This window comes from Aureimonas altamirensis, assembly GCF_023702225.1.
GTDB lineage: Bacteria > Pseudomonadota > Alphaproteobacteria > Rhizobiales > Rhizobiaceae > Aureimonas > Aureimonas altamirensis_B.
The window spans coordinates 369,981-392,659 of record NZ_JAMQCO010000001.1; the positions used below are offsets into that span (position 1 = coordinate 369,981).

Annotated in this window: 21 protein-coding genes and 1 tRNA gene; 14 read left to right on the forward strand and 8 right to left on the reverse strand. The window is 64.7% G+C overall.

Annotated elements, in window-relative coordinates; genetic code table 11:
- Positions 1-3: 3 nt before the first annotated feature.
- The gene (locus tag NDN16_RS01760) at positions 4-3,042 is read right to left on the reverse strand and encodes a TonB-dependent hemoglobin/transferrin/lactoferrin family receptor (RefSeq protein WP_251111892.1); all 3,039 of its coding nucleotides are present in this window, start codon (positions 3,040-3,042) and stop codon (positions 4-6) included.
- Between the two features lie 308 nt (positions 3,043-3,350).
- Here NDN16_RS01760 and NDN16_RS01765 point away from each other — a divergent pair, with 308 nt between their 5' ends.
- Both NDN16_RS01765 and NDN16_RS01770 read left to right on the forward strand, forming a co-directional pair.
- Positions 3,351-4,583 carry a PAN domain-containing protein gene (locus tag NDN16_RS01765; RefSeq protein WP_251111893.1) on the forward strand — a complete coding sequence of 411 codons (1,233 nt, stop codon included), beginning with the start codon at positions 3,351-3,353 and terminating at the stop codon, positions 4,581-4,583.
- Positions 4,584-5,001: 418 nt separating this feature from the next.
- The gene (locus NDN16_RS01770; protein WP_285292296.1) at positions 5,002-6,030 is read left to right on the forward strand and encodes a hypothetical protein; all 1,029 of its coding nucleotides are present in this window, start codon (positions 5,002-5,004) and stop codon (positions 6,028-6,030) included.
- Positions 6,031-6,155: 125 nt separating this feature from the next.
- On the opposite strand, the gene NDN16_RS01775 is transcribed toward NDN16_RS01770, so the two are convergent.
- Positions 6,156-6,245: transfer RNA gene (locus NDN16_RS01775), tRNA-Ser, on the reverse strand.
- 288 nt (positions 6,246-6,533) lie between these two features.
- On the opposite strand from NDN16_RS01775, the gene rplU reads away from it, so the two are divergent.
- From rplU to NDN16_RS01835, 12 genes are all read left to right on the forward strand, one after another.
- A complete protein-coding gene (gene rplU, locus NDN16_RS01780) occupies positions 6,534-7,022 on the forward strand; it encodes a 50S ribosomal protein L21 (RefSeq protein ID WP_251111895.1) in 489 nt (162 codons plus the stop codon).
- Between the two features lie 116 nt (positions 7,023-7,138).
- Entirely contained in the window at positions 7,139-7,408 is a 270-nt protein-coding gene (rpmA, locus tag NDN16_RS01785; protein ID WP_251111896.1) for a 50S ribosomal protein L27, read from the forward strand.
- Positions 7,409-7,532: 124 nt separating this feature from the next.
- Positions 7,533-8,141: a GNAT family N-acetyltransferase gene (locus NDN16_RS01790; RefSeq protein WP_251111897.1), complete on the forward strand. Its 609-nt coding sequence runs from the start codon at positions 7,533-7,535 to the stop codon at positions 8,139-8,141.
- Between the two features lie 118 nt (positions 8,142-8,259).
- A complete protein-coding gene (gene obgE / locus NDN16_RS01795; protein ID WP_251111898.1) occupies positions 8,260-9,330 on the forward strand; it encodes a GTPase ObgE in 1,071 nt (356 codons plus the stop codon).
- Positions 9,327-10,493, forward strand: a complete 1,167-nt coding sequence (gene proB, locus NDN16_RS01800; RefSeq protein WP_251111899.1) for a glutamate 5-kinase — start codon at positions 9,327-9,329, stop codon at positions 10,491-10,493. Before obgE ends, proB begins: the two co-directional genes overlap by 4 nt.
- The gene (locus NDN16_RS01805) at positions 10,486-11,766 is read left to right on the forward strand and encodes a glutamate-5-semialdehyde dehydrogenase (protein ID WP_251111900.1); all 1,281 of its coding nucleotides are present in this window, start codon (positions 10,486-10,488) and stop codon (positions 11,764-11,766) included. Before proB ends, NDN16_RS01805 begins: the two co-directional genes overlap by 8 nt.
- 29 nt (positions 11,767-11,795) lie before the next feature.
- Positions 11,796-12,398 (forward strand): nicotinate-nucleotide adenylyltransferase, encoded by a 603-nt coding sequence (locus tag NDN16_RS01810; protein ID WP_435301040.1) that lies wholly within the window; start codon positions 11,796-11,798, stop codon positions 12,396-12,398.
- A gap of 160 nt (positions 12,399-12,558) precedes the next feature.
- Complete coding sequence (rsfS, locus tag NDN16_RS01815) at positions 12,559-12,885, forward strand: ribosome silencing factor (protein WP_251112085.1); 327 nt, start codon at positions 12,559-12,561, stop codon at positions 12,883-12,885.
- 12 nt (positions 12,886-12,897) lie between these two features.
- Positions 12,898-13,380, forward strand: a complete 483-nt coding sequence (gene rlmH / locus NDN16_RS01820; RefSeq protein WP_251111901.1) for a 23S rRNA (pseudouridine(1915)-N(3))-methyltransferase RlmH — start codon at positions 12,898-12,900, stop codon at positions 13,378-13,380.
- Positions 13,381-13,494: 114 nt separating this feature from the next.
- Positions 13,495-14,811, forward strand: coding sequence for a murein hydrolase activator EnvC family protein (locus NDN16_RS21025; RefSeq protein ID WP_251111902.1), 1,317 nt, complete (start codon positions 13,495-13,497; stop codon positions 14,809-14,811).
- The gene (locus NDN16_RS01830) at positions 14,801-16,147 is read left to right on the forward strand and encodes a S41 family peptidase (RefSeq protein WP_251111903.1); all 1,347 of its coding nucleotides are present in this window, start codon (positions 14,801-14,803) and stop codon (positions 16,145-16,147) included. Before NDN16_RS21025 ends, NDN16_RS01830 begins: the two co-directional genes overlap by 11 nt.
- A 77-nt stretch (positions 16,148-16,224) precedes the next feature.
- Complete coding sequence (locus NDN16_RS01835) at positions 16,225-16,734, forward strand: RNA pyrophosphohydrolase (RefSeq protein ID WP_251111904.1); 510 nt, start codon at positions 16,225-16,227, stop codon at positions 16,732-16,734.
- Between the two features lie 81 nt (positions 16,735-16,815).
- Here the strand turns inward: NDN16_RS01835 and NDN16_RS01840 are convergent, their stop codons facing one another.
- From NDN16_RS01840 to NDN16_RS01865, 6 genes are all read right to left on the reverse strand, one after another.
- Positions 16,816-17,220, reverse strand: coding sequence for a F0F1 ATP synthase subunit epsilon (locus tag NDN16_RS01840; protein ID WP_251111905.1), 405 nt, complete (start codon positions 17,218-17,220; stop codon positions 16,816-16,818).
- Between the two features lie 139 nt (positions 17,221-17,359).
- Complete coding sequence (gene atpD / locus NDN16_RS01845) at positions 17,360-18,814, reverse strand: F0F1 ATP synthase subunit beta (protein ID WP_251111906.1); 1,455 nt, start codon at positions 18,812-18,814, stop codon at positions 17,360-17,362.
- A gap of 115 nt (positions 18,815-18,929) precedes the next feature.
- Positions 18,930-19,817: a F0F1 ATP synthase subunit gamma gene (locus NDN16_RS01850; RefSeq protein WP_251111907.1), complete on the reverse strand. Its 888-nt coding sequence runs from the start codon at positions 19,815-19,817 to the stop codon at positions 18,930-18,932.
- A 38-nt stretch (positions 19,818-19,855) separates the two neighbouring features.
- Positions 19,856-21,385 carry a F0F1 ATP synthase subunit alpha gene (gene atpA / locus NDN16_RS01855; RefSeq protein WP_251111908.1) on the reverse strand — a complete coding sequence of 510 codons (1,530 nt, stop codon included), beginning with the start codon at positions 21,383-21,385 and terminating at the stop codon, positions 19,856-19,858.
- Positions 21,385-21,945, reverse strand: coding sequence for a F0F1 ATP synthase subunit delta (locus NDN16_RS01860; protein WP_251111909.1), 561 nt, complete (start codon positions 21,943-21,945; stop codon positions 21,385-21,387). The genes atpA and NDN16_RS01860 overlap by 1 nt, the downstream gene beginning before the upstream one ends.
- A 221-nt stretch (positions 21,946-22,166) precedes the next feature.
- A complete protein-coding gene (locus NDN16_RS01865) occupies positions 22,167-22,562 on the reverse strand; it encodes a DUF4345 domain-containing protein (RefSeq protein ID WP_251111910.1) in 396 nt (131 codons plus the stop codon).
- Between the last annotated feature and the right edge of the window lie 117 nt (positions 22,563-22,679).

Here is a 22,679-nt window from a genome sequence, read left to right on the forward strand (position 1 = left end):
GGATCAGAACCTCACCGTGGCGCCGACCTTGAACACACGGCCTGGACCTGTCTGCAGCTCGAGCGGGTTCACGTTGGCGACGGCGGCGGATGCCGGCGTAACATTGTAGTTCTGAAGCGTGTTGGGGAAGTAGCGCTTGTCGAGGATGTTCTCGACGCCGAACGTCAACTCGAAATTCTCGCGCGGTGTCCATTTTGCATAGGCATCGAACAAGGCGTAGCTGGACGGCAGGAAGATCGCCTCGTCGCTGGCGCTCGTCTTGCCTGCGGCGAAGGTGCCGAACAGCTCCAACTGAAGGTCGTATTGCGGAATCTGCTGCGTGACGCCGACGATGGCGGTGATCGGCACGGCGCCGTCGAAGAAGGTCTTGCCCGCGGCCGCTGCGACACGCTGGTTGCCGCGGCTCCAGCTCAGGCTGCCCTGCAGCCTCGTATAGTCGGCAACTTCGACTTCGCCGGCCAGCTCGACGCCATACAGATTCACGTCTTCGACATTGTCGAACGTATAGGCGGTCACGACGGTGCCGCTCGGGTCCGTTATCGTGGTCGGCTGGAAGCTGCGGATGAAGTTCTTGTACTGCGAGTAGAAGACGCCCGCGCTGAAATAGGCACGGCCGAACTGTCCCCTGACACCGGCTTCGTACGCATCGACGGATTCGGCCTTCAGGGACGGGTTGGGAATGATGGCGGTTCCCGAGAAGGGATCCGTGCTCGACTGGAACAATTGCTGCGAGGTCGGCATCTTGAACCCCTGCCCGAACGAGGCATAGGCGGAATAGGTGTCGTCGAAGCGGTAGATGGCGCCGATCGAGGCCAGCAGCTCCGTATTGGACTGTTTCTCTGGCTCGAAGCCCGGCAAGCCGGGATAGGTTTCATCACCGGTCGGGTCGATCGCATAATGCGCCAGCCGCATGCCGGGCGTGACGGTCAGGCGTCCGTCCAGCAGAGCGATATCGTCCTGAACGTAGAAGTCCGCCCGGTCCGTCGTGACGCGTGGGAAGCTGAAGCCCTGGTTTTCGGCGACGATCGTCGCGCCCGTCAGCGAATTGAAGGTCGTGTTGATACCTGCGTAGTCGCCCTTCGTGTGGCCGCCGTCGAACCCGTAGGTCAGCCTATGCTGGCTTCCGGGCAACGCGAACGAGGATTGGAGCTGAAGATCGGCTTCCAGGAAGTCTTCGCTGTAGTCGCGATACTGGTTCACCGTCAGCGTCCGGTTGGCATAGCGCCGCCTCTGCGTGCTGTCGGTCACGCGGCTCTGCGGCGAATAGGAAACGGACCAGTTCACGCTGTCGAGCCATGACGCGCCCACGATCCACTCATGCTGGAGCGCAATGCGCCTGCGGCTCATCTCCAGATCCCGCGGATAGGCCTCGTTCACATAAGCCGTCGTGGTCGGGATTCCGGATGGCGAGGCCGACATGTCGTAGAGCTGGTCCACCTGCGTGTTGCGTTCGAACCACTCGCCGGTCAGCTTGATGGTGTGTTCGCCGTTCGGCGTCCAGACCAGCTTGGCGAGGCCGTTGTCGACGCCGGTGTCGGCGGGAAACAGGCGGTCGCAGCCGATCGTCGGGCGCGAACATCCCCAGATACCGCCATCGGCCCGCGCATTGGACAGGCGCGCCTCGTGCCCGTCACGGCGCCCGTAGCTCAACAGGATCGATACGTCTCCGAAGTCGTAGGCGCCCGTGGCCTGCTCGCGGAAGGATCGGTCGAAACTGTCGTATCCGCCCTTCAGCTCCAGCGCCCAGGGTTTGTTTGCCCCGATCAGGAGGTCCGAAGGGTCGCGGGTCTGGAACATCACCGCGCCGCCCAGCGCATCGGCGCCCCACAGGACCGAGTTGGGCCCACGCACGATTTCGACGCGCTTGAAGTTGGACATGTCGAAGAAGTCGCGGCTTCCGTCGGTGATCTGCTCCTGCACGCGAGAACCGTCCACCGTCATGAGGACGCGGTTGCCGCTCATGCCCCGAATGGTGAATCCCGACAACTGACCCCAGGGATTCGTGATGGAGGTCGTGCGGCCGACGCTGACGCCCGGCTCGTAACGAACCAGATCCTGGATATCCCGAACATTGCGCTCGTCCATCTGCGCGCGGTCGATCACCGACACCGTCTGCGGCACATCCAGCAACCGCTTCTCTACACGGGTCGAGAGGACGAGGATTTCGTCCAGCCGCACATCCGTGTCGGCGTCAGCGTCCTGGCCGCGCGCCATACCGGAGCCGGCAATCGCGATAAGGCAGATGCCGGCCTTCAGAATGCGCGCAAGCGCGCGCCCCGGCGCACGCGGCGCCGGCCCAAACCTTTGATCCATTTTAAGAAAAACGCCCTGAAAAACTTGTTCGGGCCGCCGGCGCAAGCCGATTGCGTTCTCGCCTCGATACAGCAATCCCGACATCATGCTTCGATCGGCTTCGTTAGGCTCCCAGCTCCAGTTCTTCCACCGGCCCCGCGGCCGGCCGATCTTAAGGCGCTTCATGAGGGCGCGGAATTCGTCCATGTCGCCCGACTGTCCGCCGGTCGCGAAGGCGAGAAGCTTGCCGAGATAGGACAGTTCGTGCGGGGACTGGCCGGCCGTTGCGCTCATGTAGATCGTGAAGTCGGCGGCTGCGGCCAGGTGACGACAAACGAGGCCCTGCTGCGATGCCGGGTTGCGAATGCGATGGCTCTCGTCGATCACCACAAGCGGCCAGCGCCGCTTCAGCGCCCCGAGCTTGGCCAGTTCGTTGTTCTTTGCGCGGGTCGAGCGCCGCGTGCTGACGCTCGGAGGCGCCATCAGGGACTTCGTCTTCTCGAAGTTCATGATGGTTACGTTCTTGCCGGTGTCGGGCGAGCCGGCGATCGTGCGTTGCCATTGCGGGATCGCTCCCTTCGGGCAGATGATCAGCACGTCCGGGTCCGGCATCGCGCCGATGGCGCTCCATGCCGACAGGGTCTTTCCCAACCCCGTCAGGTCGCCAAGCAGGAAACCGGGCCGTCCCAGCGCTCTGGCGGCAAGAATGGAATCCCGCGCCTCGATCTGATGCGGGCGCGGGACGAACATGGGCCTGGTCGCCTCGGTCGGCGCTGCTTTCGACAAGGTCACTCCGGTCGTTCACCATCTGACGGAATACCGCGTGTGCTCTGGTCGACTGATACAAGCTCGGTGGCAAGCGCCGAATCAGTCAAGCATACCGCCAAGTGATGAACATCACCGGCCTACCCAAACGGTGAATGAACCCGTCACCCAATGGCATGCAAATGCAGACTTGTCGAAAGCATACGATTCATGGCTTCGTATAGCTCCGCAAGCTTGAGGCAAGTTCGGTGCGTGTTCTCCAAGTTAGGCATTTTCTCAGAGCCCTCTGGCTAATGATCCTGCTGTCTGCGTGCCCGGCTCATGCTGAGGTGCAGTCCTTTGGGCCGTTTACGGTCGATACCGACCATCCGGAAGTCATCCGCCTCGACGGCGACATCGAGGAGGGTGACCCACTTAACTTTAGACGCGCCCTCGCGTTTGCGCCGAATGCCAGGCTCGTCGTTCTCAATAGCGGGGGCGGGTTGGTTTCGGCGGGATTGCTGATCGCCGATGATGTTCACGTCCGCGGCTTGGCAACGCTCATCCCAAGCGGCTCTCAATGCTTCTCAGCCTGTTCTTTCGTTTTTCTGGCGGGCGTCGAACGTCAGGCAGATGGTGATCTTGGGGTCCATCAGATCCGCAACGGCGCGAATGATGCAGTCAGAGCGCAGACTTCGATTTCCGATATACTCGACGTCCTGGACCGGTTCGATACTCCGATCCAGGTGCTGACAGTGATGTTCAAGACGCCGCCGGATGACATGTACGTCTTCTCATCGGCAGAGATCGAGAAATTTGGAATCAATCGCCGTCGAGGCTTGGGGCCAATCGCGCCGTCGGTGGCGGAAACGTCATCCGAACTCGGCACGTCTTCACTTGTAGAAAGCCAACCCGACGCTCTTTCGCTGGCCGAAATCGAAGGGAGCCGACCGAGCCTTGAAGGTGCTTCGGCATCACGCATCTCGGCAATCGAAGCTTATACCAGACGGCCCGACAGGCTGGCGCTATACGCTGGCTTGGACTTTTTCGGTGAGGATCTGGCATCCAGCCGCGTCGCTGATGCACCGGCTTGTGCGATGAAGTGCCTATCGTTCGGAGACCAATGCAAGGCCTTCACCTTCAACACGGATGATCGACTCGTTCGAGGTCCCAACTGCTTTCTAAAGGCGCGCCGTGCCATGGCTGACGGCAACGCCGTTGCCATTTCCGGTGAACTTTTGCGACCGTCCGATCCGAGCCCGGATACTGTCTCGCTCGGCATCATCGACCCGAAGACCGGCATCTTCGAGAACGTCGACCTACCGGGCGGCGATTTGAGCAGGCGAGCCCATGACGCAGCATCGACACCCCAGCAATGTCGACTTGCCTGTGTTGCCAATCAACAGTGTATCGCCTTCACATTCGTCAGGCGCAAAGGTGAGTGTTGGCTGAAAGGCAGCGTCGGGCAACCACGCTACATGGACGGCATGGTGAGCGGCGCAAAATCGCTCGAGACATATTCGGCTACACTGGTCGATCTGGATTAGCAGCAAATTAGCGTGCGCCTGGCCAACGATCCAGCTTGCGTATCTTAACAGCCAGGAGTGCAAGCAAAGTGGCAGAAGCTATCAAAGCCCGGACAATCAAGACCGGTGCAACTGGCAAAATGTCTTTGCGGTTGGTCCAGCAGGGTGGCCGGATTTTTGCCTGGCTGACGGGAAGATCATTGTTGAAGGGATCGATGCCGACGACGTGTGGAGCGAATTGCACAAGCGATGCGGACGCTCAAGCCTACGACAACGAACCGGCTCGTGCCTGAATATCTCCTCACCTGCACATGCTCTTCCTATCCGCACCACAGCAAGCTTGAAGGAATAACAGTTGACCGAGGGCCTACTCTACATGGTCAGCCCAGACGGCAGCCTGAGCCGAATGTCACCAGCCGCACCGGCCAGCGAGGACCGAATGCAGGAATTGGTCGCACGCTATCCTGAACTCATTATGGATGGCGACGGTGACCTGCTGCTGATCCGGAGGGAGCAGATCATCGCTGATGGCGCGGACGCCGGCGGGCGATGGTCTCTCGACCATCTCTTCGTCACGCGTGAGGGCATTCCTGTTCTGGTTGAATTGAAAAGGGCCGTCGATACGCGACTGCGTCGTGAAGTGGTTGGCCAGATGCTGGATTACGCCGCGAATGCTACGGCCTATTGGCAGGCGGGCCGCATCGCGGAGAGCTTCGCCAACACCGTGTCAGAGGCAGGTGGAAATCCTGACGGGGCGCTTCTGGCTTTTATCGGCGATCGGGATCCCGAGGTTTTCTGGAATCAGGTCGATGCCAACTTCAAGGCAGGCAATATCAAGCTCGTATTCGTTGCAGACAGGATCCCGCGCGAACTGGCGCGGATCGTCGAATTCCTGAATGAACAGATGCGTGCAGATGTCCGGGCAATCGAACTCCGCTGGTTCGCCGGCGAGGATGGGACGGTGACGCTTGGCCCGCGTGTATTCGGCGAGACCGAGCGTGCAGTTGCCAATAAACGCTCATCAAAGGCATTGGAAACCCTGACGCTCGACGAATGGATACAGCGGCATGTCTCACCTATGGGCGAAACCACGATGGCAGGCGCGCGGGTCTTCATTCGGTACGTCGAAGAAGCTGGAGGCGAGGTGCTGGTGTCTGACCAGCAGGGATCGATAATAGCACGCGTCCGAGGTGACGACGGAAGGGCGGTCTATCTCATGCATCTCTGGCCGGGCAAAGGCGGGATTTCGTTGTCTCTGCGTTGGCTGCACAAACGTCCTGCACTCTCAAAAGAAGCCGATCGCCAGCGCATGCTGGATGGATTGAAGGATGCTGTCGGAACGTTGACAACGGAGAATCTCAAAGGCTTCCCATCGTTTCAATCTAGCGTGCTCGCCGACCCATACATTCAGGATAGGTTTGAGGTCTGGCTCCGGAACGCCTGCGAAATTGCCCGACTCGCCGGCTGATCAAGGCGCAGCTACTCCGTTGTGCCGCGGCCGCGGCGCCCGATATGCCCAACGCAAACCGAGGCTATGACATCCGCCCGAGCTTGGCCCCAATCGACTTAACAATATAGAAACTTGGGTAGATTTGGCGGAGAGGGAGGGATTTGAACCCCCGATACGGTTGCCCGTATGCCGCATTTCGAGTGCGGTGCATTCAACCACTCTGCCACCTCTCCGGCCGCCGGTGAAACCGGACTGTCGTGGTGCGCCCCGTTAAGCGCGTGCGCTGCATATCAAAGCTTGCCCCCGCCGCACAAGAGCCAATTTCAGCAGAGGGCGGCGAAACGCTCCGCGCGCCGCAGATGCCGGGCTTGCGGCGTTGACGCGGCGTGGCGGATCGGCTATGGAGCGCGCGGGTCCAAGGACTGTCCGTGCAGGATATTCCCGCCGCCCCGCACGCTCAAGAACCAAAAGAAGATGGCCCGGCAAAGCCGAGAGCCGATCCCCTGACAAAGGTACATGACATGTTCGCAGTCATCAAAACCGGCGGTAAGCAGTATCGCGTCGCCGCCAACGACGAATTCAAGATCGAGCGTGTCGCCGGCGAAGCCGGTGACAGCGTCTCCTTCGAAGAGGTGCTGATGGTCGGCACCACGATCGGCGCGCCCTTCGTGGCCGGCGCCAGCGTCGTGGCCGAGATCGTCGAGCAGACGCGCGGCCCGAAGGTGATCTCCTTCAAGAAGCGTCGCCGGCAGAATTCCAAGCGCACGCGCGGCCATCGCCAGGACCTGACGCTGGTGCGCATCAGCGAAATCCTGACCGACGGCAAGGCCCCGGCCAAGAAGGAAAAGGCCGCCAAGGCCAGCGAGACCAAGGTCGAGGACAAGGCCGCCGAGGGCGACAAGCCCAAGCGCGCCGCCAAGCCGAAGGCCGAAAAGGCCGAGGGCGCCGAGGCAGCCGCCAAGAAGCCCCGCGCCACCAAGAAGAAGGACGCCGCGGGCGACGAGGCCTGACCGGCCCCGCCCGACGCAGACCAGGCCAGCTTCGGCCGGCGTGAACGAAATCGACAATGCATGGCAGCGCGGCCCGGATGGGCTCCACCATGCGGATGAGATCAGGAGACTGAACAATGGCACATAAAAAGGCAGGCGGCTCTTCCCGCAACGGTCGCGACTCCGAGTCCAAACGCCTCGGCGTGAAGAAATTCGGCGGCGAGCGCGTCATCGCCGGCAACATCCTCGTGCGTCAGCGCGGCACGCGCTGGCATCCGGGCGTTAATGTCGGCATCGGCCGCGACCACACCCTCTTCGCGACCACCGATGGCGTCGTGAACTTCCAGACCAAAGCGCAAGGGCGCACCTACGTATCGATTATGCCGAACGCCGAAGCCGCCGAGTGACGCTGGCTTCCAAGCGCCGGCGTCCCACCGACCCGGCGCTTTAACCGAACAGGTTCGGGTAAAGCGGAAAAACGGGGAGATGGGCCGCCATCTCCCCGTTTCTTTTCGTGAAAAGAGAACCCCGATGCCGACGGATGATTTGTGGATAGAGGAAGAACTCAGTCCGATACCGACCCGCCGACTGACCCTGCGGGAGGTCCGGACCGACGATGCGCCCGCCATCGCGACACTGGCCAATGACAGGCACATCGCCGAGATGACGGCGCGCATTCCCTACCCCTACCGGTTGGAGGATGCTGAAGAATTTCTGGCGCGCACGCGCCACGAACTGACGTTCGCCATCATGCGCAACCACGACGACGCCTTCATGGGCCTCATATCGCTGCGCGAGAAGGACGACAGCGATGCGCTGGATCTCGGTTACTGGCTCGGCCGTCCCTTCTGGAACAAGGGCTACGCCACCGAGGCGGCGCATGCCGTGATCGACTATGCCTTCGGGGAGCTCGCGGCCGAGGCGGTGGAAATCCGCTGCCGCGTCATCAACAACGCCTCGCGCCGCGTGATCCACAAATGCGGCTTCCACTATCAGGGCGTGGGGATGGACGTGTCGGCCGTCGCAGGCCGGGTGGCGAGCGAATCCTACCGCATGGACCGACGCTGCTGGCTGTCGCTCAAGTCCTGGGTGCGGGATTCGACGCCGGTGCCCGCCGGCGAGTTGGACCACGTGAACTGACGGCCGCAAAACAAGCCGCTGCGGGCGTTCAATTCTTCGCGTGGTTGGCTTAAGAAACGGGGCAAGCACGCCGTGGACGGAACCGCCGCTCCCGACGGCCCAAGGATGAAGGCGCAAGATGAAGTTTCTCGATAAGGCCAAGGTCTATGTACGGTCCGGCGACGGCGGCGCCGGATCCGTCTCGTTTCGCCGCGAGAAGTTCATCGAGTTCGGCGGGCCGGACGGCGGCGATGGCGGGCGCGGCGGCGACGTTTTCGTCGAGGCCGTTTCCGGCCTCAACACGCTGATCGATTATCGCTACCAGCAGCATTACCGTGCCAAGACGGGCATGCACGGCATGGGCCGCAACCGAACGGGCGGCAAGGGCGCGGACGTAACGCTGAAGGTGCCCGTCGGCACGCAGGTCTTCGCCGAGGACGGCGAGACGCTGATCTGCGACCTGACGCAAGTGGGCGAGATTTTCCGGATCGCCGCCGGCGGCAATGGCGGTTTCGGCAACGCCTACTTCAAGACGTCCACCAACCAGGCCCCGCGCCGCGCCAACCCCGGACTGCCGGGCGAGGAACTGACCATCTGGCTGCAGCTCAAGCTGATCGCCGATGCCGGCCTCGTGGGCCTGCCGAATGCCGGCAAGTCGACCTTCCTCGCCTCCGTGACGGCGGCACGTCCGAAGATCGCCGACTATCCGTTCACGACGCTCTATCCCAACCTTGGCGTCGCCAGCGTCGATAGCGTCGAATTCGTGATCGCCGATATCCCCGGCCTGATCGAAGGCGCGCATGAAGGGGTCGGTATCGGCGACCGCTTTCTCAGCCATGTCGAGCGGACGCGCGTCCTGCTTCATCTCGTCTCCGGCGTGGAGGACGATGTCGCGCATGCCTATCGCACCGTGCGCCGGGAGTTGGAATTGTACGAAGGCGGCCTCACCGACAAGCCGGAGATCGTCGCCCTGTCGCAGATCGATTCCCTGGCGCCGGATATCCGGGCCGAAAAGCTGGCGGCGCTGGAGGCGGAAGTGGGCCACAGGGTCGTCGCCCTATCGGCCGTCAGCCGTGAAGGCCTACCCGAGACTTTGCGCCTGCTGCGCCGGCAGATCGACAGTTTCGCCGACGAGGATGTCGAGCGGCTGGCCGAGGAAGATGCAAGCCGCTTCGGCCATCGCATGAGCGAAGAGGACTGGCGTCGGTGAGCGACACGTCCCTTTCGGCCTATCGCCGTATCGTCATCAAGATCGGCTCGGCGCTGCTGGTCAACCGCGAGACGGGGCTGCGCCGCGCCTGGCTGGAAAGCCTCGCCAATGACGTTGCACGCCTGGCCCGCGCCGGGCACGAGGTGCTGCTGGTGTCGTCGGGCGCCATCGCGCTCGGCCGCAACGTATTGCGGCTGCAGCCCAAGCCCCTGCGCCTCGACGAGAGCCAGGCGGCAGCGGCCGTCGGCCAGATCGCATTGGCGCGCGTCTATTCCGAAGTGCTGGGCGTCCATGGTCTGGAAGCCGGGCAGATTCTTCTGACGCTGGGCGACACCGAGGAGCGACGCCGCTACCTGAACGCCCGCGCCACCATCAAGACGCTGATCGGCTTCGGCGCGATCCCCGTGATCAACGAAAACGATACCGTGGCCACCGCGGAGATCCGGTATGGCGACAATGACAGGCTGGCCGCGCGTGTGGCGACGATGATGTCCGCCGACCTGCTCGTGCTCTTGTCCGATATCGACGGGCTCTATACCGCGCCCCCGGCCCATAACCCGGACGCGCGCCATATTCCGCATGTCGCCGCCATCACGCCAGAGATCGAGGCGATGGCCGGGGCCGCCGCCTCGCAATTCTCGCGCGGTGGAATGAAAACCAAGATCGATGCCGGCAGGATCGCCACCGAAGCCGGCGTCGCCATGATCGTCACCGCCGGCAACCGCATGAGCCCGCTGACTGCCATCGAGGCCGGCGAACGCGCGACCTTCTTCGCGCCCGCCTCCAGTGCGGTCAACTCACGCAAGCGGTGGATCGCCGGGCATCTCAACACGCTGGGGCGCCTGACGGTGGATGCAGGGGCCGTGGACGCCCTGCGCCGCGGACGCAGCCTGCTGCCGGCCGGCGTGCGCGCCGTGCACGGCACCTTCGGACGCGGCGATACGATCGTGGTGGAGGATGAAGCCGGCCACGAGGTTGCGCGCGGGCTGGTGGCCTACGACGCGGAAGACGCGCGCGCCGTCGCCGGCCATCGGAGCGGCGATGTGGAGCGCATCCTCGGCCACGCGCCGCGTGCGGCGATGATCCACCGCGACGATCTCGTCGTCAGCCCGAGACAGGGCGATGGCGCGTCCGGCGAGCAATCGGAGAGATACGATGCGTGACGACAGCGCAAGGCCCGGCATCGAAAGCGTGATGGCTGACATCGGCGCACGCGCCCGGGCGGCATCGCGCGTGCTGGCGCAGGCACCATCGCCGCTGCGCCACCGCGCGCTTGTCGCCATGGCCGCCTGCGTCCGGCGTGCCGAAGCGGATATCCTGGCCGCCAATGCGCAGGACGTCGCCCGCGCCAGGGAAGCCGGGCTATCCCCCGCGCTGATCGACCGGCTGGTGCTGGATGAAAGCCGCGTCAGTGCTGTCGCCGCCGGCATCGAGGCCGTCGCCGCCCTGCCCGACCCCGTCGGCTCGGTGATCGATGCATGGACACGGCCCAACGGGCTCAGGATCGAACGCGTGCGCACGCCGCTCGGCGTGATCGGCGTGATCTACGAAAGCCGCCCCAACGTGACGGCGGATGCCGGCGCGCTCTGCATGGCCTCCGGCAACGCCGTGATCCTGCGCGGCGGATCGGATGGTGCACGCTCTTCGGCTGCCGTTCATGCAGCGCTGGCCGCCGGCCTGCGGGAGGCCGGACTGCCCGAAGACGCCATCCAGATCGTACCGACGGCCGACCGCGCCGCCGTGGGCGAGATGCTGAAAGGCCTTGGCGGCGCGATCGACGTGATCGTGCCGCGCGGTGGCCGCAGCCTGGTGGAGCGCGTCCAGGCGGAGGCGCGCGTCCCCGTCTTCGCGCATCTGGAAGGCCTGTGCCACGTCTATGTCGACCGGGCCGCAAAGCTGGACATGGCGCGTGACATCGCCGTCAATGCCAAGATGCGGCGCACCGGCATCTGCGGAGCGGCCGAAACGCTGCTCGTCGACAGGGCGGTGGCGCAGACGCATCTGGCCCCCATCCTCGACGCCCTGGCGCAGAGGGGCTGCGAGATCCGCGGCTCTGCCGCCGTGCGCGCGCTGTACCCGGCCGCCCATGCGGCAAGTGAGGAGGATTTCCGGACGGAGTATCTGGACGCCATCATTTCCGTCGAACTGGTGGACGGCGTCGAGGGAGCGATCGACCATATCGACGCTTATTCTTCGCACCACACGGAGTGCATCGTAACCGAAGACCAGGCGACCGCCGACCGCTTCATGCGGGCGATCGACTCTGCGATCCTCCTTCATAACGCGTCGACGCAATTCGCCGATGGCGGCGAATTCGGCATGGGTGCGGAGATCGGCATCGCGACCGGCAAGATGCACGCGCGCGGGCCGGTCGGGGTAGAGCAATTGACGAGCTTCAACTACCGCGTCCATGGCACCGGACAATTGAGGCCGTGAACGCGGGCTTCTCAGCCCCCGAATGGCCTTTGCCCACGCGCGCGCTTCGCATGCCGCCCACCATGCCCGGCATGCGCGTCGGCCTGTTCGGCGGTTCGTTCAACCCGCCCCATCGCGGCCATCTCCTCGTGGCGGAGACGGCGCTGCGCCGCCTCGGCCTCGACCGGCTGTGGTGGATGGTGACACCGGGCAACCCGTTAAAGGACCATGGCGTCCTTGCCCCGCTGGGCGAGCGGCTGGCCCTGTCGGAGGATCTGGCCGGCGACCCGCGTATCGACGTCACGGCGTTCGAGGCGGCGGCGGCCATCCGGTTCACTGCGGATACGGTGCGGCTGGTGGCCGCACGCCGACCGGGCGTGGATTTCGTCTGGTTGATGGGCGCCGACAGCCTGGCGACCTTCCACCGCTGGCAGGACTGGCAATTCATCGCTGCGGCGATGCCGATCGCCGTCGTGGACCGACCGGGATCGACCCTGTCGCTTCTGTCTTCGCCCATGGCGCAGCGCTTTCAGCGCTGGCGTATGCCGGAGCGCTCGGCCCGGGCTCTGCCGAGCGCCCGGCCGCCGGCATGGGTTTTCCTTCATGGGCCTCGCTCGGCTCTCTCATCGACGGCATTGCGCGGCAATGCTTGATCGGCATCGAACTGGACACGATATGCAAGTTGGAACACAATCGCCGCAACGTTTGCAGCAAGAAGGAGCCTGTCAACTGACCCCCGCGCCTGAAACGAAGGACGTCCCGGACGTCGCTTCCGACGCGCCCTCCGGCGACCGTACGGTCGATCGGAACGCCATCGATCTGGTCATCGCAAGCCTCGACGACTCCAAGGCAGAGGAGATCGTCTCGATCGACCTCAAGGGAAAGTCGGCCCTCGCGGACCATATGGTCATCGCCTCCGGCCGCTCCCATCGCCATGTCAGCGCCGTTGCGGACCACCTCCTGAGGGACCTGAAGGACAATGGCCTCGGTCCCGCCAAGGTGGAGGGCCTGACCAATGGCGACTGGGTGCTCATCGACACCGGCGACATCATCATCCATATCTTTCGGCCGGAAGTCCGCAGCTTCTACAATATCGAGAAGATGTGGTCGGCCGTGGACCAGGATCCGAAGCTCCACTGAGCGGGCCTGCGCATGCGCATGACGCTGATCGCCGTGGGCCGCATGAAGGCCGGGCCGGAGCAGGAGCTCGCGGCCCGCTACCTGACGCGCCTGCGCAAGAGCGGCGCTCCGCTCGGGCTCGACTTCGCCGGTGTGGTCGAACTGACCGAGTCTCGGGCGGCGGATGCCGATGCGCGCAAGGCCGACGAGGCGGCGCGCATCCTTGCCGCCTTGCCCGACAAGGCCGGGCTGATGCTCCTCGACGAAACGGGGCGAACGCCGACTTCGGATGAATTCGCCCAGCATCTGGCGGCGCTGAGGGACGAGCCGCTTCGCGACCTCGGCATCGTCATCGGGGGACCGGACGGGCTGTCCCCGACCCTCCGGTCGCAGGCATCGGCCATGATCGCCCTGGGCCGGATGACGTGGCCGCACCAGCTCGCGCGGATCCTCGTCGCTGAACAATTGTATCGCGCCACGACCATCCTGGCCGGCCATCCCTATCATCGTCGATAAGCCCGCTGCGGCGGATGGATTCTTTAACCGGCACGTCCTAACATCGCATGGTGCATCGCGAGACAGGGAAAGGGCCGGCGCATCTTCGCAGAAACACAGCCCTTCCGCGGATCGGTGTCGCGTTTTTTCCGGGGCGCCACGCTGTGGATTCCGCTCGCCCTCATCGCGCCGGTATCGGCGGGGCCCTTCCCGGCCGCCGCAGAGGAGCGGGTTGCCGCCATCGGTCCGCAGGAGGCCGGATCGCGGCAGATCCGCTCCGAGCTCGCGGCGATTTCGGGCCAGATCCGGATCACCCAGGAAACGCTTGCCCGCCTCCGCTCGGAGGCGGCAGAACTGGCCCTCGATCGCGAGGCACTTTCGCGCCGTCTGGTGGACAGTGCACGGGCGGCCGAATCCCTGGCGGCAGAGCTGGCGGCGCTCGAGGTGCGCCTTGGCCGGATGGCTGCCCGTTCGCTCGAGCTGGATCGGTCGCTGGCGGAGCGCCAGCGCGTTCTCACCGGTTTGCTTGCCGCCATGCAGCGGCTGGGGCGCTCGCCGCCCCCGGCGGTTCTCGTGCGGCCGGACGATGCCATCGGCGCGTTGCGCAGCGCGATGATGCTGGGCCGCGTGGTGCCGGCCGTGCAGCAGGAAACCGCGGCCCTGGGCCGCGAAATCGACGAACTCGCAACCCTGTCAACGGCCATGGAATCCGCCAAGGCGGCCTATGCCGACCGGCTGGCGGCGCGGCGCGTCGAGGAGGCCCGGCTTGAAAGCCTGATCGCCGAGCGTCGGCAGGCGGAAACCCGCTCGCAGGCCGAATCGGAGGCCCTGGCTGCGCGGGCGGAGCGCCTTTCGGCGCGGGCCGCGACGCTGGAACAGCTCATCGCCGCCCTGGACAAGGCCGACGCCCCGGAGCGGCACGAGACCGCCCCGCAGCCGGAAACGCGTTACGACATCGCATCCCTGCGCGAAAACATGCCGAGATTGCGTGGCAACGCCGCATTTTCGACATTGAAGGGCGTACTGAATCGTCCCGTGTCGGGTGAGACGATCCTTGGCTTCGGGCAGGCGGACGCAGGCGGAAGGTCGTCTTCCGGAATGCGCTTCGCCGGTATCTTCGGAGACAGGGTCACCGCACCTGCGGATGCGGAAGTGCTCTATGCAGGGCCATTCCGGTCCTATGGACAACTCTTGATCCTGAATGCCGGCGATGGCTATCATATCGTCCTGGCAGGCATGGCGGAAATCGACGTGGACGTCGGACAATTCGTCCTCGCCGGGGAACCGGTCGCACGCATGGGGGCGCGGCGACTGGCCGAGCGGGACGATGGGCAGTATCCGCCGGAGAGCGGACCGGAGCTCTATGTCGAGTTTCGCAAGGACGGGCAACCGGTCGATCCAGCGCCTTGGTGGGCGGAGCGACCATCTGGAAGGACGAGGAATGATACGTAAGCTCTCCATTCTCTTCGCGGGAGCGCTGATGGGCGCGACGGCGATGACCGCCTTCGTCGGTGCCCATTCCGGCGTCGCCAATGCAGCAGGATCGGATACTTACCGCCAGCTTGCCATATTCGGCGACGTCTTCGAGCGCGTCCGCGCGCAGTACGTCGAACAGCCCGATGACCAGAAGTTGATCGAGACCGCCATCAACGGCATGCTCACCTCGCTCGACCCCCATTCCAGCTACATGAACCCCGAACAGACCGCCGACATGCGCACGGAGACGCGCGGCCAGTTCGGCGGCCTCGGCATCGAGGTCACCATGGAGAACGAACTGGTCAAGGTGATATCGCCCTTCGAAGGCACCCCGGCCGACAAGGCCGGCGTCCTCGCCAACGACCTGATCGCCGAGATCGACGGGGAGCAGGTGCGCGGCCTGACCCTTTCGGAAGCGGTGGACCGCATGAAGGGCGACATCGGAACCGCCGTCGACCTGACCATCATCCGCGAAGGCGCCGCCCAGCCGATCCGCCTGTCAATCACGCGCGACGAGATCAAGGTTCCCTCGGTCCGCCATACGGTTGAGAACGATGTCGGCTACATCAAGCTGCTGCGTTTCAACGAGCAGACCACGGTGGGCCTCGAGGAGGCGATCGCCGACATCAAGGAGAAGATTCCGGAAGGCGACCTCAAGGGCTACGTCCTCGACCTGCGCCGCAACCCCGGCGGTCTTCTGGACGAGGCCGTCAGCGTTTCGGACGCGTTCCTCGAAAAGGGCGAGATCGTCTCCACGCGCGGCCGTAACGCCGAGGAAACACGACGCTACAACGCCCGCTCCGGCGACGACATCGACGGCCGACCGCTGGTGGTCCTGGTCAATGGCGGCTCCGCTTCCGCCTCGGAAATCGTGGCCGGCGCCCTGCAGGACCAAGGCCGGGCAACGGTTGTCGGTTCACGTTCGTTCGGCAAGGGCTCGGTGCAGACCATCATTCCCCTCGGGTCCAACGGTTCGCTCCGCCTGACGACTGCGCTTTATTACACGCCGTCCGGTTCCTCCATCCAGGGCCGTGGCATCCGTCCGGACATCGTGGTCGACCAGCCGCTGCCCGAGGAGATCCGCGAGCAGATGGGTCTGACCGCCGATGAAGACCTGCGTCGAGGCGAGTCTTCCCTGCGCGGCCACATCCAGGGCGCCGAAGAAAGCGACGAAGGCTCCGGCTCGCTCGACTACGTGCCGCCTGAGGCCAAGGACGACCTCCAGCTCCAGTATGCCCTGGAACTTCTGCGCGGCACGAAAACCCACGCGGCCTTCCCGCCCAAGCAGGAAGCGGCCTCGGCGGCCAATTGACCGCGTCCCGCATCCGCATATCCGGCCCCGGGGTTCGCCCCGGGGCCTTTTGTTTTGACCGAGCATTGAGGACATAGATGCCGACTGTCGATCCGGAAACGCTGCCGTACCGCCCATGCGTCGGCATCATGGTGTTGAACGCCGAGGGCAAGGTCTGGGTAGGCCGGCGCATCGCCCTGCCGCAAGGCGAGCTGGACGGGGAGGAACGCCTCTGGCAGATGCCGCAGGGCGGCATCGACCCGGGCGAGGAGCCCCTGCCCGCCGCCCTGCGGGAACTCTACGAGGAAACGGGCATGCGCAGCGTTTCCCTGCTTGCCGAAGCCGACCGCTGGATCGACTACGATCTGCCCGCCCATCTTGTGGGAATCGCGCTGAAGGGGCGCTTCCGCGGCCAGACTCAGAAATGGTTCGCCTTCCGCTTCGAAGGCGAAGAGGGTGAAATCCGCATCGCCCCTCCCCCCGGCGGCCACGAGGCCGAGTTTTCGCAGTGGGACTGGAAGACGATGGACGAAGTGCTCGACCTGATCGTCCCGTTCAAGCGCCCGGTCTACGAGGCGGTTGTCGAACAGTTCCGGCACATTGCCTGACACGCCGGACGGCGAACGTAAATGGCCCTCCGGCACGCACGTGCCGGAGGGCCATGAAAAATATCCCGTCGCGAGGCGACGTTACGCAGCCAGCGCAGCCCGTGCGTTATGCAGGTCGGCAAGCCGATGCTCGGCGCGCGACCTGACCTCCGGGTCGGTGGCGTCGGAAACGTCTTCTTCGGCGTTGCGGATCTGCCTGTCCAGCTCTTCGGCCGACAGATCCTCTACCGGAACGGCATGCTCGGCCAGAAGGGTGAAGCCTTCCGGATTGATGTCGGCGAAGCCACCCTGGATGAAGATCCGGCGCTCACCGCCGCCACCCAGCGTCGCGTGGACCACGCCCGGCTTTAGGGTCGTCATCAGAGGCGCATGATGCGCCATGACGGTGAAATAGCCTTCGGTTCCCGGCGCGATCACGGCCGTCACCTGCTCCGAAAGAAGCAGCCGCTCGGGAGAAACGAGTTCGAACTTGAAGCTGTCAGCCACGGATCGTCTGCCTTGAAACCGCGCTTGCCGCGATGGGAAGCGCTCTCTTGGTATTTCGACGGAACCCGCGCCCCAGGGGCCGGGTCCGCAACGACGGCGGAAAGGCCCGCCGTCCTGCGGCGCGCCTCTCCTGTTTCGATCAGGCCGCTTCGGCGGCCAGGCGCTGGGCCTTCTCGATTGCCTGGTCGATGGAGCCGACCATGTAGAAGGCCGCTTCCGGCAAGTGGTCGTACTCGCCTTCGACGAGGCCCTTGAACGAGCGGATCGTATCCTCGAGCGGCACGAGTTGCCCCGGCGCCCCGGTGAAGACCTCGGCCACGAAGAAGGGCTGCGACAGGAAGCGCTCGATCTTGCGGGCGCGCGCCACCGTCAGCTTGTCTTCTTCCGACAGCTCGTCCATGCCCAGAATGGCGATGATGTCCTGGAGCGACTTGTACTTCTGCAGGATCGACTGGACCTTCCGGGCCACGTCGTAATGCTCTTCGCCGATGATCATCGGCGACAGCATGCGTGAGGTGGAGTCCAGCGGATCCACCGCCGGGTAGATGCCCTTCTCGGAGATGGCGCGGTTGAGAACCGTCGTCGCGTCGAGGTGGGCGAAGGACGTCGCCGGCGCCGGGTCGGTCAGATCGTCGGCGGGCACGTAGATGGCCTGCACGGACGTGATCGAGCCCTTGGTCGTCGTCGTGATGCGCTCCTGCATGGCGCCCATGTCGGTGGCCAGCGTGGGCTGGTAGCCCACCGCCGAAGGAATACGGCCCAGAAGCGCCGACACCTCGGAGCCCGCCTGCGTGAAGCGGAAGATGTTGTCCACGAAGAACAGGACGTCCTGGCCCTGGTCGCGGAAATGCTCGGCGATCGTCAGGCCGGTCAGGGCGACGCGGGCGCGCGCACCCGGAGGTTCGTTCATCTGGCCATAGACCAGCGCGGCCTTGGAGCCCGCGGTGGAGCCGTTATGCTCGTGCGGGTCCTTGTTCACGCCGGACTCGATCATCTCGTGGTAGAGATCGTTGCCTTCGCGGGTGCGTTCGCCGACGCCGGCGAAAACCGAATAGCCGCCATGCGCCTTGGCGACGTTGTTGATGAGTTCCTGGATGAGAACCGTCTTGCCGACGCCCGCGCCGCCGAACAGGCCGATCTTGCCGCCGCGTGCGTAAGGCGCCAGAAGGTCGATGACCTTGATGCCCGTAACGAGGATCTGGCTTTCCGGCGACTGCTCGATGTAGGGCGGCGCCGGCTGGTGAATGGAGCGCTTGGCTTCCGTCCGGATCGGGCCGACCTCGTCGATCGGCTCGCCGATGACGTTCATGATGCGGCCGAGCGTCTCGTCGCCCACCGGCACCTCGATCGGACCGCCGGTATCGCGCACCGGCTGGCCGCGCACCAGACCTTCGGTGAGGTCCATGGCGATGGTGCGGACGGTATTTTCGCCGAGATGCTGCGCAACCTCGAGAACCAGCCGGTTACCGTTGTTCTCGGTCTCCAGCGCGTTCAGGATTTCCGGCAGCTGCTCGTCGAACTCGACGTCGACCACGGCGCCGATGACCTGGGCGATGCGGCCGGTGGTCACGCTCCTGTCCAATGTGTCAGCCATGAAGGCCTCCTCTCAAACCAGCTTGAACCGCACGTCCGGCCAGAAGCCTCCCGCGCGCCTCGATGTTGAATTGGGCGGCCCCGCCCGATGGCGGTCGGGGCCCGAAACTAAAGTCTTACAGCGCTTCCGCACCGGCGATGATCTCGATCAGTTCGGTCGTGATCTGCGCCTGACGCTGGCGGTTGTACGAGATCGACAGTTTGTTGATCATGTCGCCGGCGTTGCGCGTGGCGTTGTCCATGGCGCTCATGCGGGCGCCCTGTTCCGAAGCCGCATTCTCGAGAAGGGCGCGGAAGATCTGCACCTTCACATTGCGCGGGAGGATATCCTCCAGGATCGCCTCGGGCTCCGGCTCGTAATCGTAGAGCGCGCCGCCGGCGCTGGCGTCGACGGATGCCCCCTCTGCCACCGGCACGGTCGCCGGGATCAGCTGCTGGGCGGTCGGCTTTTGCGTGATGACATTGACGAACTCCGAATAGAAGATCGTCGCGATGTCGTACTCGCCCTTTTCGAAGCGCCCCATCACCGTCTCGGCCACCTCTTCGGCATGGGTGAAACCCGATGCCTTCGGATCGGCGAACTCGACGCGCTCGACGATGCGGGCCGAAAGGTCACGACGGATCATGTCGTAGCCCTTCTTGCCGACGGTGACGATCTTCACCGTCTTGCCCTCGGCATCCAGCTTCCGGACATGCTCCCGGAAGCGGCGCACGATCTGCGCGTTGAAACCGCCGCACAGGCCGCGATCGGACGTGAACAGCACCAGGAGATGCGTATCGTCCTTGCCGGTGCCGGCCATCAGGGCGGGCGCCTCGCCATCATCCATGGCGTTCGCGATATTGGCCAGAACGGCGGCCATCCGCTCCGAATAGGGGCGGGCAGCCTCGGCCGCATCCTGGGCGCGGCGAAGCTTGGCCGCCGCGACCATCTGCATGGCCTTGGTGATCTTCTGCGTCGCCTTGACCGAGGCAATGCGGTTTCGCAGATCCTTGAGCGAAGCCATCTGTCTCTAGCGTCTCCGGGTTCAGCCTAGCCTTACGATCAGGCGAAGGACTTGGCGTACTGGTCGAGAGCGGCCTTGAGCTTGCCGCGCGTATCGTCCGACAACGCCTTTTCCGTCGCGATCGTGGTCAGGATATCCTTGTGCTCGGTGCGGAGCGCAGTGAGGAGGCCCTGCTCAAACGGACCGACCTCGGAGACCTTGAGCTTGTCGAGGTACCCCTGCGTGCCGGCGAAGATGACCGCAACCTGCTCTTCCGTCTTGAGCGGCGAGAACTGCGGCTGCTTGAGCAGCTCCGTCAGGCGCGCGCCGCGGTTCAACAGGCGCTGCGTGGCGGCGTCGAGATCGGAACCGAACTGTGCGAAGGCCGCCATCTCGCGGTACTGCGCGAGCTCGCCCTTGATGGAGCCGGCAACCTGCTTCATCGCCTTGATCTGCGCGGCGGAGCCGACGCGCGAAACCGAGAGGCCGACGTTCACGGCGGGGCGGATACCTTGGTAGAACAGGTTGGTCTCGAGGAAGATTTGCCCGTCGGTGATCGAAATCACGTTGGTCGGGATGTAGGCCGAAACGTCGTTGGCCTGCGTCTCGATGACCGGCAACGCCGTCAGCGAACCGGCGCCCAGCGAGTCGTTGAGCTTGGCGGCGCGCTCCAGCAGGCGGGAGTGCAGGTAGAAGACGTCGCCCGGATAGGCTTCGCGGCCCGGCGGGCGGCGCAGCAGAAGCGACATCTGGCGGTAGGAGACGGCCTGCTTGGACAGGTCGTCGTAGCCGATCACGGCATGCATGCCGTTGTCGCGGAAGTACTCCCCGATGGCACATCCCGCGAAAGGCGCGATGTACTGCAGCGGAGCCGGGTCGGAGGCCGTGGCGGCGACGACGACCGAGTAGGCCATTGCGCCACGCTCTTCCAGCGTCCGCACGAACTGCGCGACCGTCGAGCGCTTCTGGCCGATGGCCACGTAGATGCAGTAGAGCTGGTCGCTCGTACGGCCTTCGTCGTGGGCCGGCTTCTGGTTCAGGAAGGTGTCCAGCAGGATCGCCGTCTTGCCCGTCTGGCGATCGCCGATGACGAGCTCGCGCTGGCCGCGGCCGATCGGAATGAGCGCGTCGATGGCCTTCAGGCCCGTCGCCATCGGCTCGTGGACCGACTTGCGCGGGATGATGCCCGGCGCCTTGACGTCGACCCGGCGACGCTCGGTGGCATCGATCGGGCCCTTGCCGTCGATCGGGTTGCCGAGGCCGTCGATGACGCGGCCGAGAAGGCCCTTGCCGACCGGAACGTCCACGATGGCGCCCGTGCGCTTGACGGTATCGCCTTCCTTGATCTCGCGGTCGGAGCCGAAGATCACGACGCCGACATTGTCGCTTTCGAGGTTGAGGGCCATGCCCCGGACGCCGCCCGGAAACTCGACCATCTCGCCGGCCTGCACGTTGTCGAGGCCATAGACGCGGGCGATGCCGTCGCCCACCGACAGAACCTGACCGACCTCCGAAACCTCGGCTTCATTGCCGAAATTCTTGATCTGGTTCTTGAGGATTGCGGAAATTTCCGCGGCGCGGATGTCCATCAGCCGACCTCTTTCAGCGCGAGCTTGAGCGAGTTGAGTTTGGTGCGCAGGGACGTATCGATCTGCCGCGAGCCGATACGCACGACGAGCCCGCCGAGAATCGCGGGGTCGACACTTTCCTGCATGGTGATTGTCCTGCCGGAATAGGCGGCCAGAGCCTTGGAAAGCTCGTCGCGCTGCTCCGACGAAAGCGCATGCGCGCTGACGACCTTGGCCTCCACTTCGCCGCGCGCCGCGCGCGCCAGCTCGATGAAGGCGGAAACGATCTGCGGCAAGGCGAAGAGCCGGCGATTGGCCGCCACGACCTTGAGGAAGTTGCCGACGAGCATCGAAGGCCCGACAGCCTCGACGATGGCGCCGACGGCGCGAAGCTGATCTTCCGAGGTGAAGGCCGGGCTTTCCACCAGGCGGCGGAAATCGGCGTTCTCTTCGATCAGGGTGCGGAACTGGCGAAGTTCCGCCTCCGTCGCCTCGACCGAGCCATCGTCACGCGATAGCTCGAAGAGGGACTGGGCGTAGCGCTCTGCGACTCCGGATACCGGAGAGGATGATTTAGCCACGGACGACCGCTTTTCTTCCTGAAGTTTGACCCTCCCGTTCCCCTGCGATGCAGGCGGCGGGGAAAACCAGAACCGATCCTTGAAATTGCAGCGAAACCACCTGATGCCGTTTCGCCATGCCGATCGGGGGTTCGTCTAGCATAGCGATCCGGCCTCGACAACATGGCTTTGTCGAGTCTTGCGGGCCGCAAACCCGGCTTTTCGCAGGAAATGCGGGAGGCTCACGCCGGGGCGAGGCCGAAGACGGGGCCGATGAACAGGAACGCCAGAATCAGCTGGATCGCCAGGGCCACCCAGTTGACCAGGATCAGGCCGGAATCCGACAGCATCGACACGAACCGACCGAAGGCCGCGAACAACCAGGCGAGCCCCAGCACGAGTTGCGCGATCGGCTGGTCGTAGAACAGGATCCCGGCGAAGCCCGCCCCCAGCCAGAAGCCGCCGAGCGACCCGCGGATCTGCGCCAGCGCCGCAGGCCGCGCCTGCCCGGCCGGCACGCCGGAGGCCCGCAATGCAAGCCGCGGTGCGAACAGGTGGACCAGTCCGCCCAGTATGGTGGCGACGGCGGCAAGGAAGGGCAGCCAGTCGGCATTGGTCGTGGGCAGCGTGAATTCCATCTGGCAGCCTGTCCTCGGTTGCGTGCGCGCCGCCCGCACCATGCGGCGGCAAGCGAATCATGATGGGCACATTGGTGGCACGAATGGCTTGTCCGAACGTGGTTTCACCATTGCGTG

Coding starts and splice junctions, on each gene's coding strand:
- NDN16_RS01760 (WP_251111892.1), bottom strand. CDS start 3,042: ATGTTCGTCCCGCGCCCGCATCAGATCGAGGCGCGGGATTCCATTCTT.
- NDN16_RS01765 (WP_251111893.1), top strand. CDS start 3,351: ATGATCCTGCTGTCTGCGTGCCCGGCTCATGCTGAGGTGCAGTCCTTT.
- NDN16_RS01770 (WP_285292296.1), top strand. CDS start 5,002: ATGCAGGAATTGGTCGCACGCTATCCTGAACTCATTATGGATGGCGAC.
- rplU (WP_251111895.1), top strand. CDS start 6,534: ATGTTCGCAGTCATCAAAACCGGCGGTAAGCAGTATCGCGTCGCCGCC.
- rpmA (WP_251111896.1), top strand. CDS start 7,139: ATGGCACATAAAAAGGCAGGCGGCTCTTCCCGCAACGGTCGCGACTCC.
- NDN16_RS01790 (WP_251111897.1), top strand. CDS start 7,533: ATGCCGACGGATGATTTGTGGATAGAGGAAGAACTCAGTCCGATACCG.
- obgE (WP_251111898.1), top strand. CDS start 8,260: ATGAAGTTTCTCGATAAGGCCAAGGTCTATGTACGGTCCGGCGACGGC.
- NDN16_RS01805 (WP_251111900.1), top strand. CDS start 10,486: ATGCGTGACGACAGCGCAAGGCCCGGCATCGAAAGCGTGATGGCTGAC.
- rlmH (WP_251111901.1), top strand. CDS start 12,898: ATGCGCATGACGCTGATCGCCGTGGGCCGCATGAAGGCCGGGCCGGAG.
- NDN16_RS01830 (WP_251111903.1), top strand. CDS start 14,801: ATGATACGTAAGCTCTCCATTCTCTTCGCGGGAGCGCTGATGGGCGCG.
- NDN16_RS01835 (WP_251111904.1), top strand. CDS start 16,225: ATGCCGACTGTCGATCCGGAAACGCTGCCGTACCGCCCATGCGTCGGC.
- atpD (WP_251111906.1), bottom strand. CDS start 18,814: ATGGCTGACACATTGGACAGGAGCGTGACCACCGGCCGCATCGCCCAG.
- NDN16_RS01850 (WP_251111907.1), bottom strand. CDS start 19,817: ATGGCTTCGCTCAAGGATCTGCGAAACCGCATTGCCTCGGTCAAGGCG.
- atpA (WP_251111908.1), bottom strand. CDS start 21,385: ATGGACATCCGCGCCGCGGAAATTTCCGCAATCCTCAAGAACCAGATC.
- NDN16_RS01865 (WP_251111910.1), bottom strand. CDS start 22,562: ATGGAATTCACGCTGCCCACGACCAATGCCGACTGGCTGCCCTTCCTT.